Below are 12947 nucleotides of genomic sequence, written 5' to 3'. Positions count from 1 at the left end.
CCTGTACAGCGAACCGGTCCACGCCGCGGTGTACACACCCGAACACTCCCCGGACATCGAGCGGGTCACCGAGATGCACCGGAATATGGGTCTGGACATGGTCAACAACATGATCGAGATTCGCGAGAACCCGCGACCCGGTGTGGTTAACGGGTTGCTGCAGATGCGCATTGACGGTGAGCCCGCTCCCGATCTGGAGATTCTGGGCAACCTCGGTCTGGTCATCGGCGGTGGCTTCGACACCACCACAGCGCTCACCGCCCACTCGCTGGAATGGCTTTCGGAAAATCCGGATGAGCGGGAGCGGTTGCGGCACAACCGCGATACTCTGCTCGATCCGGCAACCGAAGAGTTTCTGCGCTACTTCACCCCGGCACCCGGTGACGGCAGGACCTTCTCCGACGACACCGAACTCGACGGCACCCAGTTCAAAGAGGGCGAGCGACTGTGGATCTCATGGGCCATGGCCAACCGCGACCCCGCCGTCTTCGAAAACCCCGACCAGGTCGTCATGGACCGTAAAGGCAACCGGCACTTCAGCTTCGGCATCGGGGTGCACCGCTGCATCGGTTCCAACGTGGCGCGCACGGTGTATAAGTCGATGCTCAACGCCGTGCTCGACCGGATGCCCGACTATCGCTGCGACCCGGACGGCGCCGTGCATTACGAAACCATCGGGGTCATCCAGGGCATGCGCAAGCTGCCCGCCACGTTCACTCCCGGACCACGGGTGGGAGCGGGCCTGGACGAGACGCTCGACAAGTTGCAGCGCATTTGCGAGGAGCAGGAACTCGCTCGCCCGGTCACCGAACGCAAGGAAGCCGCGGTCATTTCCTAGCGCGAGCAGACGCAGAATCGCACTATCGCGGGCGATTTCGTGCGATTCTGCGTCTGCTCGCCGGAAAAGGGGAGCTACCCCCGCGGGAGTCCCAGCACGCGCTGGGCGATGATGTTGCGCTGAATTTCCGAGGTGCCGCCGGCGATGGTGCCGGAGAAACTGCGGGCATAGCGCTCGAACCAACTCGCAAAGTAATGGTCCAGGTTCATCGACGCATACGGACCACTGAGCGCGGGGTGCACCAGGTTGTCCGAACCACCGGCTTCCAGTGCGTGTTCGCTGATCCGCAATTCCGCTTCGGAGCCAAGCAATTTGAGCACCGAGATCGCCGAGGTGTCGTCTTCGCCGCGCGACGCGCGAGACAGCGCTACCGAACCCAGCAGGCGCAAAGCTTGCTTGTCCATGATCGTGGTGGCATACCGGTCCCGATCCAGCGCCGACGCCGGCCGGTAATCGGCCAGCATGTTGTCCATCCGGTCGGCGAACCCCAACCACATCATCGTGCGCTCATGTCCCAGTGATCCGTTGGCCACCCGCCAACCCTGGTTGAGTTCTCCGACCAGATTCTCCGCGGGCACCTTCACGTCAGTGAAGAACACCTCGTTGAAATCCAGGTCGTCGTCGGCACAGATGGACGGGAAGGGCCGCCGCAGCACGCCTTCGGTATCGGTGGGGATCACTAACACGCTGATGCCCTTGTGTTTTGGGGCATCAGGATCGGTCCGCACGAAGGTCAACAGCACATCGGCGTCGTGGGCACCCGACGTCCACACCTTCTGGCCGTTGACCACAAAGTGATCGCCTTCGGCTACTGCCCGGGTACGCAACGAAGCCAAGTCCGAACCCGCGCTGGGCTCGCTCATACCCAGCGACGCGGTGATCTCGGCACGCAGGATGGGTACCGCCCAGCGCTGCTTCTGCTCCGGGCTTCCGAACGAAATCAGCGATGCCGCAACGATATTCACACCCTGCGGATTGAAGCTGTGGTAGATCCTGCGCCGGCACAGCTCCTCGAGGTACACGTACTGTTGCAACACCGTGGCATTGCGTCCGCCGAACTCCGGCGGCTGGGTTGGCAGCAGCCAGCCGTTGTCGAACAACAGTCGCTGCCAACGCCGCGCCCAGTCGGGCATGTGCGATACCGATCGGGGTCGCTCCCGCGTTTCGCTTGCGTCAGGCAGGTTTTCGTCGAGAAAGGCCGAGAACTCCGCGCGGAAATCCTCGACGTCGGAATCAAAAGTCAGCTGCACGGTACTCCTCGGCGATCTGCGCGCGGTGCTCTGCGGCACCACCGAGCATCAGCTCACCCGCCTTGGCCCGTTTGAGCGCAAACTGCAGGTCGTTCTCCCAGGTGAATCCCATTGCGCCGTGCAACTGGAGGCCGTGCCGGAACACCAACGATTGGCATTCGCCCGCCGATGCCTTGGCCATCGCGGCGGCCAGTCGGCGACGGGGATCGTCGGCGGAGACGGTCAGCGCGGCAAAGTACGACAACGCCCGGGCGCGCTGAACGGCGACGTGCATGTCGGCGGCCTTGTGCTGGACAGCCTGGAAAGAACCGATGGGAACGCCGAATTGGTGCCGGCTGGTCGCGTGTTCGAGCACCAGGTCCAGGATGCGCTGACATGCTCCGACCATCGTGATCGCCATGCCCATCAGGGCGATATGACGTGCGCGCTCGCGGTCCACGGACAGTCGGTCGTCGTCGGGCACTCGGACGTTATTGAACGACAGGTCGGCCACGTGCAGCACCGGGTCGAACACCGATTCACGACGGGCCGAGAGCTGGCTGGCGTCGGTGAGGAACACGCCGGCCTCGGTCACCACCGCCACCTGCTCGACCCGGTCTCCGTCCAACACGTGCCGGGCGGTGCCGTCGAGCACCCATCCTTCTGCGTCCCGGCGCGCGGTGACGCCGCTGTATACGGCCGTGCCGGATTGGCTCGGGTCAAACCGGTCGCCGGCCAAGGGAGCGAACTGACTCAGGGTGGCCAGGAATGGGGTGGGATCGGTAGCGTACCCGAGTTCCTCGAGGACGATTGCCAGTTCGACCGCGCTGGCCGGGTCGTTGAGTTCGGTCCAGCCGAGTTCCCGGTAGAGCTTCCACAGCGGTTCGGTGTCCGCGCCGTCCTCGGCAACGCTGCGGACCAGCGAAGGCGGGCATTGCTTGGTGACGACATCGCGCACCGTGTCCTGCCACAGCCGCTGATCAGCATCAAACTCCAGGATCATCGCGCGGCCGCCTCCCAGGGGAACAAACTGGTGTTTACCTGGCGAGAATAACATTCTCTATATCGCAAGTAGTAATCTCGAAAACGGGCTATACCGATATGCGAAGGGGCCGCCATGCTGGACACCGCAGCGATGCTGTGGGAGATCGAGGCGATCAAGCAACTCAAGGCCCGGTACTGCCGCTTCCTGGACACCAAAAGCTGGGATGACTGGCGCCAACTCTTCACCGACGACTTCGTCAGCGACACCTCGGCGTCCGGCGGAAAACTAGTGACCGGAGCCGACGAATTCGTGGCGTTTGTCCGCGGCACGTTGGGCAAGCCCTCACAACCTACGGCGCACCAGGTGCACGCGCCGGAGATCGAGTTGACATCCGACACGACCGCCACGGGAGTATGGGCACTCGAGGACGTGGTTCGACTCGGTCCGGGCCTCAACCTGATCGGGCGCGGGCATTACCACGAAACGTACATAAAGGTAGACGGGCGGTGGCTGATCAAGTCCTCGACGCTGACTCGGGTGCGCGAGGACATCTTCAATCCGGTTTTCTCCGTACGCATCTCGCCTCGGCTGCGTGACACCGGGGCGGCGATAGCGCGCAGGTTCGGCAAATGAGCGGCACCACTGTGATCACCGGCGCTTGCGGACAAGTCGGGAAGCGCTGCGCGGAAATCCTGTTGGGACGCGGTCACACCGTGATCGCCATGGACCTTCCCAGCGCCAATTCGGCGGCCGTGGCGGCAACACTCGCGCAAGCAGGCCACCCGGGCAAACTGGTTGCGGAATTCGCCGACCTCACCGATGCCGACGCAATCGCGGCCGTCATCAACCGACATCAACCCTCGGCTATCGTGCACCTGGCGGCCATCGTCTCCCCGCCGTCGTATCGCAATCCTCGGATGGCCCGCAAGGTCAACGTGGGAGGGACCCGCAACCTGGTCACCGCAGCGCAAGGTCTGCAAGAGCTACCCCTCTTCGTATTCGCTTCCAGCGCCGCGGTTTACGGTTCGCGCAATCCCCACCGCCATGGCGAGCTCATCACCGGCGACACACCGGTGAACCCGATCGATCAGTACGGGGAAGACAAGGTCCTGGCCGAGCGGATCATCACCGAAAGCGGCCTGCCCCACACCCTGCTCCGACTGGCCGCGATCGTCTCACCCGACGGCGCGGCCAACTTCGACGGTGACTACCTCATGCTGGTACGCGCCACCCCCGTCGACAACCGCATGCACGCGATCGACGCCCGTGACGTCGCACTGGCTTTCGCCAACGCGGTGGACCGTCGCGATGCTGTCGATGGAAAAGTGCTCGTGATTGCCGGCGACGACAGCCACGTTCACCTGATGATCGACCTGCAGGATGACATGATGGCCGCGGTCGGGATCGGCCGACTCGGTCCGTCAGTCGGGCTGCCCGGTGATCCCGACGACGACCGCGGCTGGAGCTTTACCGGCTGGTTCGACACCACGGAATCCCAAGTGCTGCTTGACTATCAGCAACACCCATGGACCGATACCGTCGCATGGATCGGCGAGTCGATGGGGCGGCGTCGTGTCCTGCTGCGAGCGCTGGGACCGGTGGCCCGCCCGCTGATGCGCGCCCTGTTAGCCATCCAACGACGCCTCGAACATCGCGGCACCTACGCCGACCCGTGGACATTTCTGGCCGCCAAGTACGGGCCCGACATGCTCGCACCCACCAACTTCTGAGGCAACGTGAAGAAACTAGTCATCGGAGCCAGCGGCTTTTTGGGCTCCCATGTGACCCGCCAGCTCGCGGCAGCCGGCGAAGATGTACGGGTCATGGTCCGGAAGACAAGTTGCACCAAGGGATTCGACGACCTGGACGTCGAGCGGTGCTACGGAGACATCTTCGACGACGCGGTATTGCGCGAGGCCATGGCCGGCTGCGATGTCGTGTACTACTGCGTGGTGGACGCCCGGATGTGGCTGCGCGACCCGGCGCCACTGTTCCGTACCAACGTCGAAGGCCTGCGGCACGTACTGGACGCGGCGGTCGCCGCGAAGCTGCGCAAGTTCGTATTCACCAGCAGCACCGTCACTCTGGCGATCAACGATGATCGCCCGGTCACCGAAGACGACCCACACAACTGGACCGATGGCGGTCCGTACATCGAATCCCGGATTGCCGCCGAGGATCTGGTGATGCAATACGCCCGCGAAAAGGATCTGCCTGCGGTAGCGCTGTGCATCTCCACCACCTACGGCCCGCGGGACTGGGCGCCGACCCCGCACAACGGACTCATCGGCCAAATCGCCGCCGGCCGCTTTCCGTTCTACATGGGCTTCTCGTCAGAGGTGGTCGGCATCGAAGACGCCGCCCGGGCGATGCTTCTCGCTGCGGACCAGGGACGCGACGGCCATCGCTACATCATCTCTGACCGGTACATGAGTTCCAAGGAGTTGCACGAGATCGCGGCGCGAGCTGTCGGCCGGCGCCCACCGCGCATCCCGGTCCCGATGCCGGTCATGTATGCGGCTTCACGGGCCAACGATCTCGCCGCCCGGCTACTCAACCGCGACCTGCCGATAGCCTACGTCGGCGCCCGGATGGCGGACCTGATGTCGCCGTTGGACCACAGCAAGGCCGAACGTGAATTGGGCTGGAAGCCCGAGCCCGTCGAGGAATCGATTGCCAAGTCCGCGCGATGGTTCGCCGCACAGTGAGGCACCCTGGCTTGCGCGAGCAGACGCAAATGAAACGCCTTCTAACACAGGCCCTCTCAATCGCCGGCCTGGCCGCCCATCTGGGCCACGGCCTCGGCCGGGTCGCCACCGACTCCATCGTGGGCGGCCGGACGGGCCTGCCGCGCACCATCGACGAGCTCGACGCCGATACGCTCTCCAGCGTCATGGGCACCACCGTGAACTCGGTCCACGTGCTCAATGCCGACGCCGGAACGTCGTCGCGCGCGCGCCTGGCCCTGACCGGCGACGGTGTTCCCCCAACGGTGTTCGTCAAACTTGCCGCCCAAACCGCGGCGACCCGGCTGATGGGCGAACTCGGCCGACTCGGGCACACCGAGGTGCGTTTCTACAGCCAGCTCGCACCGCAACTCACCGGACTGCCGAACGCCTACGGGACGGCTTTTGATCGCTGGACCGGACGATACGTTCTGGTTCTGGAAGACCTGCCCACCGCGTCGTGTGAATTCCCGGATACCTTGCATCCGTTGTCCGTCGACCAGGCCAGCCTGATCGTCGAATTGCTGGCCAAGCTGCACGCCACCTTCTGGGGTGAGCTGCCCGATGATCTCGGTTGGCTCTACACGCCTTCGGGTGACGTCACCAGTCTGCTGACCGGATCGCTGATGAACACCTCGATCAAGCGGCTGGCGGGACGGACCACCCTCCCGCTCGAAGAGGGTCGCTACATCGTCGACAATTATCGCGCCGTCGCCGCGCTGATCGACACTCCCCCACACACCGTGATGCATGGTGACGCCCATCCGGGCAATGTCTACTTCCGCGACGGCAGGGCCGGGTTGCTGGACTGGCAGGCGGTGCGCCGCGGCCACCCGTCCCGAGAATTGGCTTACACCATGGTCACCAGCCTCACCCCGGAGGTCCGTCGCGGCGCCCAGCGCGATCTACTGAATCATTATCGACAAGCGCTTAGGGCTGCCGGCGGACCGGAATTGGACGCCGAGGACCTTTGGCTGCGTTATCGACAGGGTGCGCTGTACGCATACGTGGCGGCGCTGATCACGGCGGGGATGGGCGGGATGCAGGTCGAAGACATCGCTATGGAAGGGCTGCGACGCGGCGTTGCCGCCCTGCAGGATCTGGAAACCGTTGCCGCGCTGCAAACCCCATTAGGCCATTCCACATCGGCGCGCCCTCCCGGCCGTGGGAGGTCAAACGCGCCATAGCCTTTCGAGAGACACGCCCCTCGACGCGCCTCAGCTAACCGCACTCGCGACGTTACAGTGAGCGCACTGTCGCGAAGGGCGAGGTTTGATGGGCAAATCCGCGATTGACCGGATGTCACGCCGGGAGTTTCTGGCTGCCATCACCGCTGCCGCCGGCACCGGGGCTCTAATGTCGTTGTGCGAGCCCGTAATCGAGAAGGCCTATGGCGCAGGGCCATGCGCGGGTCACTTGAGCGACATCGAGCACATCGTGCTGTTGATGCAGGAGAACAGGTCCTTCGATCACTACTTCGGCACGCTGTCCGGTGTCGACGGATTCAACACCGCCTCACCGGCTTTTCAGCAAAAGGGATGGAACCCACAAAGCCAGACGCTGGACCCCGCCGGGGTCACGATCCCGTTCCGTTTCGACACCACGCGCCCACCCCTGCTCAATGGGGCATGCATCAACGATCCCGACCATGGTTGGGTCACCCTGCACTCGTCCTGGAACGGTGGCGCTAACGACAATTGGCTACCAGCGCAGGCAACCACACGTTCGGCACCAAATGTCCCGGCGGCAATGGGTTATCACACGCGCCAAGACCTGCCGATCCACTACCTGCTGGCCGATTCGTTCACCCTCTGCGACCGCTATCACTGCTCGGTGCTAGGGCCTACCTTTCCCAATCGGCTGTACTGGCTCAGTGCCACGATCGACCCCGCCGGCACCAACGGCGGGCCAGTGGTGGACACCTTCAACAGCGCGCCGATCGGACGCTTCAGCTGGCGCATCATGCCGGAGAACCTCAACGAGGCCGGCGTCAGTTGGAAAGTGTACAGCGACAAGTCATTAGGCCCGGCTCTCAATAATTACGTGGGCTACAACCAAATCGTGCAATGGTTCAGTCAGGCTCGGGACCCGAGGTCGGATCTGGCCCGCTACGGGTCCGAGCCACGCTACCCGCGTGACTTCGCCGCCGACGTGAAAGCCAATAAGCTGCCCAAGGTTTCGTGGCTGGTTCCCAACTTCCTGGTCTCAGAGCACTCCGCCATGCCGAACGCCGGCGGCGCTGTCGCGTTGGTGGACGTGTTGCGCATCCTGCTGTCCAATCCGGCGGTGTGGGAGAAGACCGCGCTGATCGTCAGTTACGACGAAAACGGTGGCTATTTCGATCACGTCACGCCGCCCACTCCGCCGGAGGGGACGCCTGGCGAGTACCTGACCGTGTCCGACCTGAACAAGGTGGACGGCGCCGGCGGAGTCCGCGGCCCGATCGGCCTGGGCTATCGCGTGCCCTGCTTCGTCATTTCTCCCTACAGCCGGGGCGGCCTGGTGGCCCACGACCAGCTCGACCACACTTCGCAGCTGCGGCTGATCGAAACCCGTTTCGGCGCGCCCGTGCCCAACCTCACCGCCTGGCGACGAAGCGTGACCAAGGACATGACGTCGACGTTCAACTTCGCCGTCCCGCCAAACCCGTCGCCACCCAACCTCAACCAGTCGAAACAGTTGCTGCCGCAACTGGCGCAATGCGGACTCGGAACGCTGGCGGTGGCGGGAATATTTCGGCTGAATCCCCCGTATCGGGTGCCCTACCCGCAAGCGATGCCCACCCAAGAAGCCACGCCCACCAGGGGCACACCAAGCGGGCTTTGCTAGTTAGCCGAACGCCGAGCCTGGGTATGCTAGACAACACATGTTTCGTCGTTGTAAACATGTGCTCACACAGCGAACGAACTGGAAGGGTTCACGAATGACGACACGACAACGACGTCGCGTCCCGCTGTTGCTCGCGAGCGTGTTGGCTGCCGCTGCAATGGCGTTCACGCTGATCCATCCGGCCGCCGCCCGTACCCATCCCCATAATCTGCCACCGCTTCTCACCTACTACGGCGCCTTCGCCTACAGCAACGATGGCGCGTCCGGCACGGCGCGGCGCCAGAAGAACCGGTCGTTGGCCGAGCGTCTAGCACTGGAACGCTGCGGCGTCGACAGCTGCCGCATCGTGAGCAGCTACACCCAGTGCGGCGCGGTCGCCCACGACGGCGCTACCTACCACGGCGGCTACGGGCCGACCCGCCAAGCCGCCGAGCAACACGCCGTCGCCAATCTGGGTGGTGGCTGGCCCGTCATCTGGGCCTGCCACTGATCGGAACGTCGCTCAATTTCGTTTGCCGGCAGGTCAATTCGTTGACCGCTTAAACTCCTGACTACTCGCACTAGTCGCAAAGGAGTACGCGTTGGACACCGACAAATACACCGAAACATACCGGCGAGGCCGACAAATCCGCTCAGAGGTGCTGGGCCGGGACTATGTCGACAAAGCGATTGCCGAAGCCGACGACTTCTCCGGGCCCCTGCAGGATCTCGTCACCGAGTACTGCTGGGGTGCGGTGTGGGGGCGCGACGGTTTGACGCGCAAGACGCGCAGCATGCTGAATCTGGCCATGACGTCGGTGCTGAACCGGCCACACGAACTGCGCACGCACCTACGGGCGGCCATTACCAACGGCGTCACCCGCGACGAGATCCGTGAAGTCTTCCTGCAGGTCGCCATATACGCCGGTGTCCCCGCCGCGGTCGACAGTTTTCGCACCGCAGCCGAAATCTTCGCCGAACTCGACGGAGGCTAGCGCATGCGGATCGGCTTCATCGGTCTGGGCAACATGGGCTTTCCCATGGCACGCCGCCTCGTCGAACGGGACCATGACCTCGTCGCCTTCGATACCAACCCGTCGGCCCTGCAACGCATCGTCGCCTTGGGCGCAAGTGCCGCCTCGTCCGCCAAGGAGGTTGCGGATCTCGCGGAGACGGTCTTGGCGAGCCTGCCGACACCTACCGCGTCGCTTGACGTGGCAACGAGCGACACCGGGGTGGTGCACGGCTCGTGCGTCCAGCGCTACGTCGACATGTCCACCGTGGGTAGCCAGATCGCGGTCCGGATTCATCAGCGTCTTTCCCAACGCGGCATCGCGACGTTGGACAGCCCGGTCAGCGGCGGGGTCGGGGGCGCCGAACGCGGCACGCTGGCCCTCATGGTCTCCGGTCCGCGCGCCGAATTCGACCGCATCGAGCCGGTGCTCGAGGTGCTGGGACGCCCGCATTACGTGGGGAACAAGCCTGGCTGCGCTCAGACGATGAAGCTGGCCAACAATATTTTGGCGGCCAATGTGCTGGCGGCGACGGCTGAGGTCGTCGTGATGGGCGTCAAGGCCGGCCTGGATCCGGCCGTGATGATCGACGTGCTCAATGCGGGTTCGGGCGCGACCAGCGCCAGCCGCGACAAGTTTCCGCGGGCGATTTTGCCGCGCACGTTCGACTACGGGTTCTCCACCGGACTGATGGTCAAGGACGTGCGTCTCTACCTCGAGGAAGCCGAAGCGTTAGGGGTGCCTGTCGACCTCGCCGCCACAGTCGCCCGGCTTTGGGAAGCCACCGCGCAGCACCAGGGATCCGATTCCGACTTCACCGCGGTGATCAAGCCGTTCGAACAGGCAGCAGACGTGATCGTCGGACCGACGAATCCGCCTCAGTGAGTTACAACAAACGTGGAGAATGTTATTATTCAGATTTAAGAACAACACTTGCACCAAAGCCGGTAATAGCGGCTTTACCAGGACAGATGGCTAACTGAAATGCTTACCGCAAATCCGTTGATGGACGGTCACCGAAAATGTTAGGTTATCTATCATATGGCCCGGCGGGGCTCGCCCATGCTGCCGTAGCCGGAGGGTGGCTTTCGTGATCGAACATGCCGACGGGACGCGTACGCCAGTCATCGACGCCAGCGTGCACATCTTCTCTTCGAGCAACAAGGACCTGCGCAACTTTCTGCGCGAACCGTTCAAGAGCCGGGGCTTTCCCGACTACGAGATGGACTGGTACGGCGCGCCGGGCGGCGAATACGCGCCGAACACCCGGGGGCCCGACCGCCAATACCCGGGCTCAGACCCCGAACTCGTTGCCGCTGAACTGTTTTCCAAACGCGGAGTCGACGTGGCGGTCCTGCACCCGGCCGGGCGCGGCATCCTGCCGGACCGGCACCTCGGCACCGCACTGCATGCCGCCCACAACGACATGATGGTGTCGCGTTGGCTGGATCACGACGAGTTCGGTGATCGGTTCCGCGGCACCATCCGAATCAATCCCGACGACGTCACCGGGGCCCTGCGTGAGATCGAGAAGTGGCGCCACCACCCGCGCATCGTTCAGATCGGGGTGCCGCTGCAATCACGCGAGCTCTACGGCAAGCCTCAGTTCTGGCCGTTGTGGGAGGCCGCCGCCGAGGCGAACCTTCCCGTTGCGGTGCACATCGAGGTCGGGTCCGGAATCGCCTTTCCGCCGACGCCGTCCGGAAACACCCGCACCTACGAGCAATACGTCAGCTTCATGGCGCTGAACTACCTGTATCACCTGATGAACATGATCGCCGAGGGTGTTTTCGAACGCTTCCCGACGCTGAAGTTCGTCTGGGCCGACGGCGCGGCGGACTTCGTGACACCCTTCATCTGGCGGATGGACACGTTCGGCCGTCCACATTTGGAACAGACACCCTGGGCGCCGCGGATACCCAGTGACTACCTACCCGGCCATGTGTATTTCATCCAGGGCAGCCTGGACGGGCCGGGCGACACCGAGTTCGCCGGCGAATGGTTCGGCTTCACCGGCAAGGACGACATGGTGATGTTCGGCTCCAGCTACCCGCACTGGCAATGCGGCGATATCCGAAAGTTGCCCACCGCGCTCTCCGACGAACAGCGCCAGAAACTGTGCTGGCGGAACGCGGCCGAGCTGTACGGCATAGACATCGCCGTCGGCTCGGGCGCACAGTAGAAGTGAGGCCTCGAAAATGGCAGGGAGATCGAGATGACGCTGACCCATATGCACGAGCGTGTTCCGCCTGTCGAACGCATCGCGGTGCGGTGCGTCGATTCCGATGTCCACCCGGTGCCCAAACGCGGCGAGATCGTCCAGTACATTCCCGAGCCGTGGCGTAGCAAGTACTTCCTGACTCGCAGCGTCGGTGAGCAAATCTATTACGACGCACCCGATTACGCGCACAGCTACGCGATGCGCGTGGACACGTTCCCCGCCGACGGCGAGTTCCCCGGCAGCGATCCCGACATGGCTTTCAAGCAATTGATCATGGAAGCCGGTTCGGACATCGCGATCCTGGAGCCGGGCGCCTACCCGGCCCGCATTCCCGAAGCGCAGCACGCGATGTCGATGGCATTGAACGACTGGCAGGCCAACCATTGGCTGGACAGTCACAACAACTGGCATCAGCGCTGGCGCGGTTCGATCTGCGCTGCTATCGAGGAACCCGAGGCGACCGTGCGCGAAATCGAGCGCTGGGCCGGGCATCCGTACATGGCGCAGATCCTGATCAAGGCCGAGCCACGCCCGTCGTGGGGCAACCCGAAATACGACCCGATCTGGGCGGCGGCCACCAAGCACGACATCACCGTGAGCTGCCATCTGTCTCGCAGTCAGTACGACGAGCTACCGACTCCCCCGGTTGGCTTCCCCAGCTACAACCACGACTTCATGGTCACCTACTCGCTGCTGGCCGCCAACCAGGTCATGAGCCTGATCTTCGACGGTGTCTTCGACCGCTTCCCGACGCTGCGGATCGTGTTCGTCGAGCACGCATTCACGTGGATTCTGCCGTTGATGTGGCGGATGGACGCGATTTACGAAGCCCGCAAATCCTGGGTCGACATCAAGCGCAAGCCCTCCGAATACGTCAAGGACCACATCAAGTTCACCACCCAACCGCTGGACTACCCGGAAGACAAAACGGAGTTGACTCGCGCGCTGGAGTGGATGGAGTGCGAGAAGATTCTGCTGTATTCGTCGGACTACCCGCACTGGACATTCGACGACCCGCGCTGGCTGGTCAAGCATCTGCCCAAAGCGGCCCGGGAAGCGGTGATGTTCAAAAACGGCATCGCCACCTATCACCTACCGGAGACGGTTCCGGTGCTCGAGGGTCAGAC

Annotated in this window: 13 protein-coding genes; 11 read left to right on the top strand and 2 right to left on the bottom strand. The window is 63.6% G+C overall.

Annotation, left to right across the window (positions count from 1 at the left end; genetic code table 11):
• On the top strand, positions 1 to 838 hold an 838-nt coding region (locus tag A5634_RS12520; protein ID WP_155769509.1), incomplete at its 5' end, for a cytochrome P450.
• 74 nt (positions 839 to 912) lie between these two features.
• On the opposite strand, the gene A5634_RS12515 is transcribed toward A5634_RS12520, so the two are convergent.
• Together A5634_RS12515 and A5634_RS12510 are read right to left on the bottom strand one after the other, a co-directional pair.
• The gene (locus tag A5634_RS12515; RefSeq protein ID WP_065144372.1) at positions 913 to 2088 is read right to left on the bottom strand and encodes an acyl-CoA dehydrogenase family protein; all 1176 of its coding nucleotides are present in this window, start codon (positions 2086 to 2088) and stop codon (positions 913 to 915) included.
• The gene (locus A5634_RS12510) at positions 2072 to 3070 is read right to left on the bottom strand and encodes an acyl-CoA dehydrogenase family protein (protein WP_065144371.1); all 999 of its coding nucleotides are present in this window, start codon (positions 3068 to 3070) and stop codon (positions 2072 to 2074) included. Before A5634_RS12510 ends, A5634_RS12515 begins: the two co-directional genes overlap by 17 nt.
• A gap of 114 nt (positions 3071 to 3184) precedes the next feature.
• On the opposite strand from A5634_RS12510, the gene A5634_RS12505 reads away from it, so the two are divergent.
• From A5634_RS12505 to A5634_RS12460, 10 genes are all read left to right on the top strand, one after another.
• Positions 3185 to 3685, top strand: a complete 501-nt coding sequence (locus A5634_RS12505; RefSeq protein WP_065144370.1) for a nuclear transport factor 2 family protein — start codon at positions 3185 to 3187, stop codon at positions 3683 to 3685.
• On the top strand, positions 3682 to 4782 hold the full coding sequence (locus A5634_RS12500; RefSeq protein WP_065144369.1) for an NAD-dependent epimerase/dehydratase family protein: 1101 nt from the start codon (positions 3682 to 3684) through the stop codon (positions 4780 to 4782). The genes A5634_RS12505 and A5634_RS12500 overlap by 4 nt, the downstream gene beginning before the upstream one ends.
• Before the next feature lie 6 nt (positions 4783 to 4788).
• Positions 4789 to 5760, top strand: coding sequence for an NAD-dependent epimerase/dehydratase family protein (locus A5634_RS12495; protein ID WP_065144368.1), 972 nt, complete (start codon positions 4789 to 4791; stop codon positions 5758 to 5760).
• A 29-nt stretch (positions 5761 to 5789) separates the two neighbouring features.
• Positions 5790 to 6965, top strand: a complete 1176-nt coding sequence (locus A5634_RS12490; RefSeq protein ID WP_065144374.1) for a phosphotransferase — start codon at positions 5790 to 5792, stop codon at positions 6963 to 6965.
• Between the two features lie 88 nt (positions 6966 to 7053).
• On the top strand, positions 7054 to 8607 hold the full coding sequence (locus A5634_RS12485; protein WP_065144367.1) for a phospholipase C: 1554 nt from the start codon (positions 7054 to 7056) through the stop codon (positions 8605 to 8607).
• A gap of 94 nt (positions 8608 to 8701) precedes the next feature.
• Complete coding sequence (locus A5634_RS12480) at positions 8702 to 9097, top strand: DUF4189 domain-containing protein (protein ID WP_065144366.1); 396 nt, start codon at positions 8702 to 8704, stop codon at positions 9095 to 9097.
• Positions 9098 to 9188: 91 nt separating this feature from the next.
• Complete coding sequence (locus A5634_RS12475; protein WP_065144365.1) at positions 9189 to 9581, top strand: carboxymuconolactone decarboxylase family protein; 393 nt, start codon at positions 9189 to 9191, stop codon at positions 9579 to 9581.
• 3 nt (positions 9582 to 9584) lie between these two features.
• Positions 9585 to 10484 carry an NAD(P)-dependent oxidoreductase gene (locus A5634_RS12470; protein WP_065144364.1) on the top strand — a complete coding sequence of 300 codons (900 nt, stop codon included), beginning with the start codon at positions 9585 to 9587 and terminating at the stop codon, positions 10482 to 10484.
• A 205-nt stretch (positions 10485 to 10689) separates the two neighbouring features.
• Complete coding sequence (locus A5634_RS12465; RefSeq protein WP_065144373.1) at positions 10690 to 11781, top strand: amidohydrolase family protein; 1092 nt, start codon at positions 10690 to 10692, stop codon at positions 11779 to 11781.
• Between the two features lie 33 nt (positions 11782 to 11814).
• On the top strand, positions 11815 to 12947 hold a 1133-nt coding region (locus A5634_RS12460; protein WP_065144363.1), incomplete at its 3' end, for an amidohydrolase family protein.

Source organism: Mycobacterium asiaticum, assembly GCF_001673365.1.
In the GTDB taxonomy this organism is placed as follows: Bacteria; Actinomycetota; Actinomycetes; order Mycobacteriales; family Mycobacteriaceae; genus Mycobacterium; species Mycobacterium asiaticum_A.
Note: the sequence above shows the minus strand (reverse complement) of the source record. Positions and strands in the feature narration are given on the sequence as shown.

What these genes read in the sequence shown, in the direction of transcription:
- A5634_RS12510 (WP_065144371.1), bottom strand. Translation starts at nt 3,070, where the DNA reads ATGATCCTGGAGTTTGATGCTGATCAGCGGCTGTGGCAGGACACGGTG.
- A5634_RS12505 (WP_065144370.1), top strand. Translation starts at nt 3,185, where the DNA reads ATGCTGGACACCGCAGCGATGCTGTGGGAGATCGAGGCGATCAAGCAA.
- A5634_RS12500 (WP_065144369.1), top strand. Translation starts at nt 3,682, where the DNA reads ATGAGCGGCACCACTGTGATCACCGGCGCTTGCGGACAAGTCGGGAAG.
- A5634_RS12490 (WP_065144374.1), top strand. Translation starts at nt 5,790, where the DNA reads ATGAAACGCCTTCTAACACAGGCCCTCTCAATCGCCGGCCTGGCCGCC.
- A5634_RS12485 (WP_065144367.1), top strand. Translation starts at nt 7,054, where the DNA reads ATGGGCAAATCCGCGATTGACCGGATGTCACGCCGGGAGTTTCTGGCT.
- A5634_RS12480 (WP_065144366.1), top strand. Translation starts at nt 8,702, where the DNA reads ATGACGACACGACAACGACGTCGCGTCCCGCTGTTGCTCGCGAGCGTG.
- A5634_RS12470 (WP_065144364.1), top strand. Translation starts at nt 9,585, where the DNA reads ATGCGGATCGGCTTCATCGGTCTGGGCAACATGGGCTTTCCCATGGCA.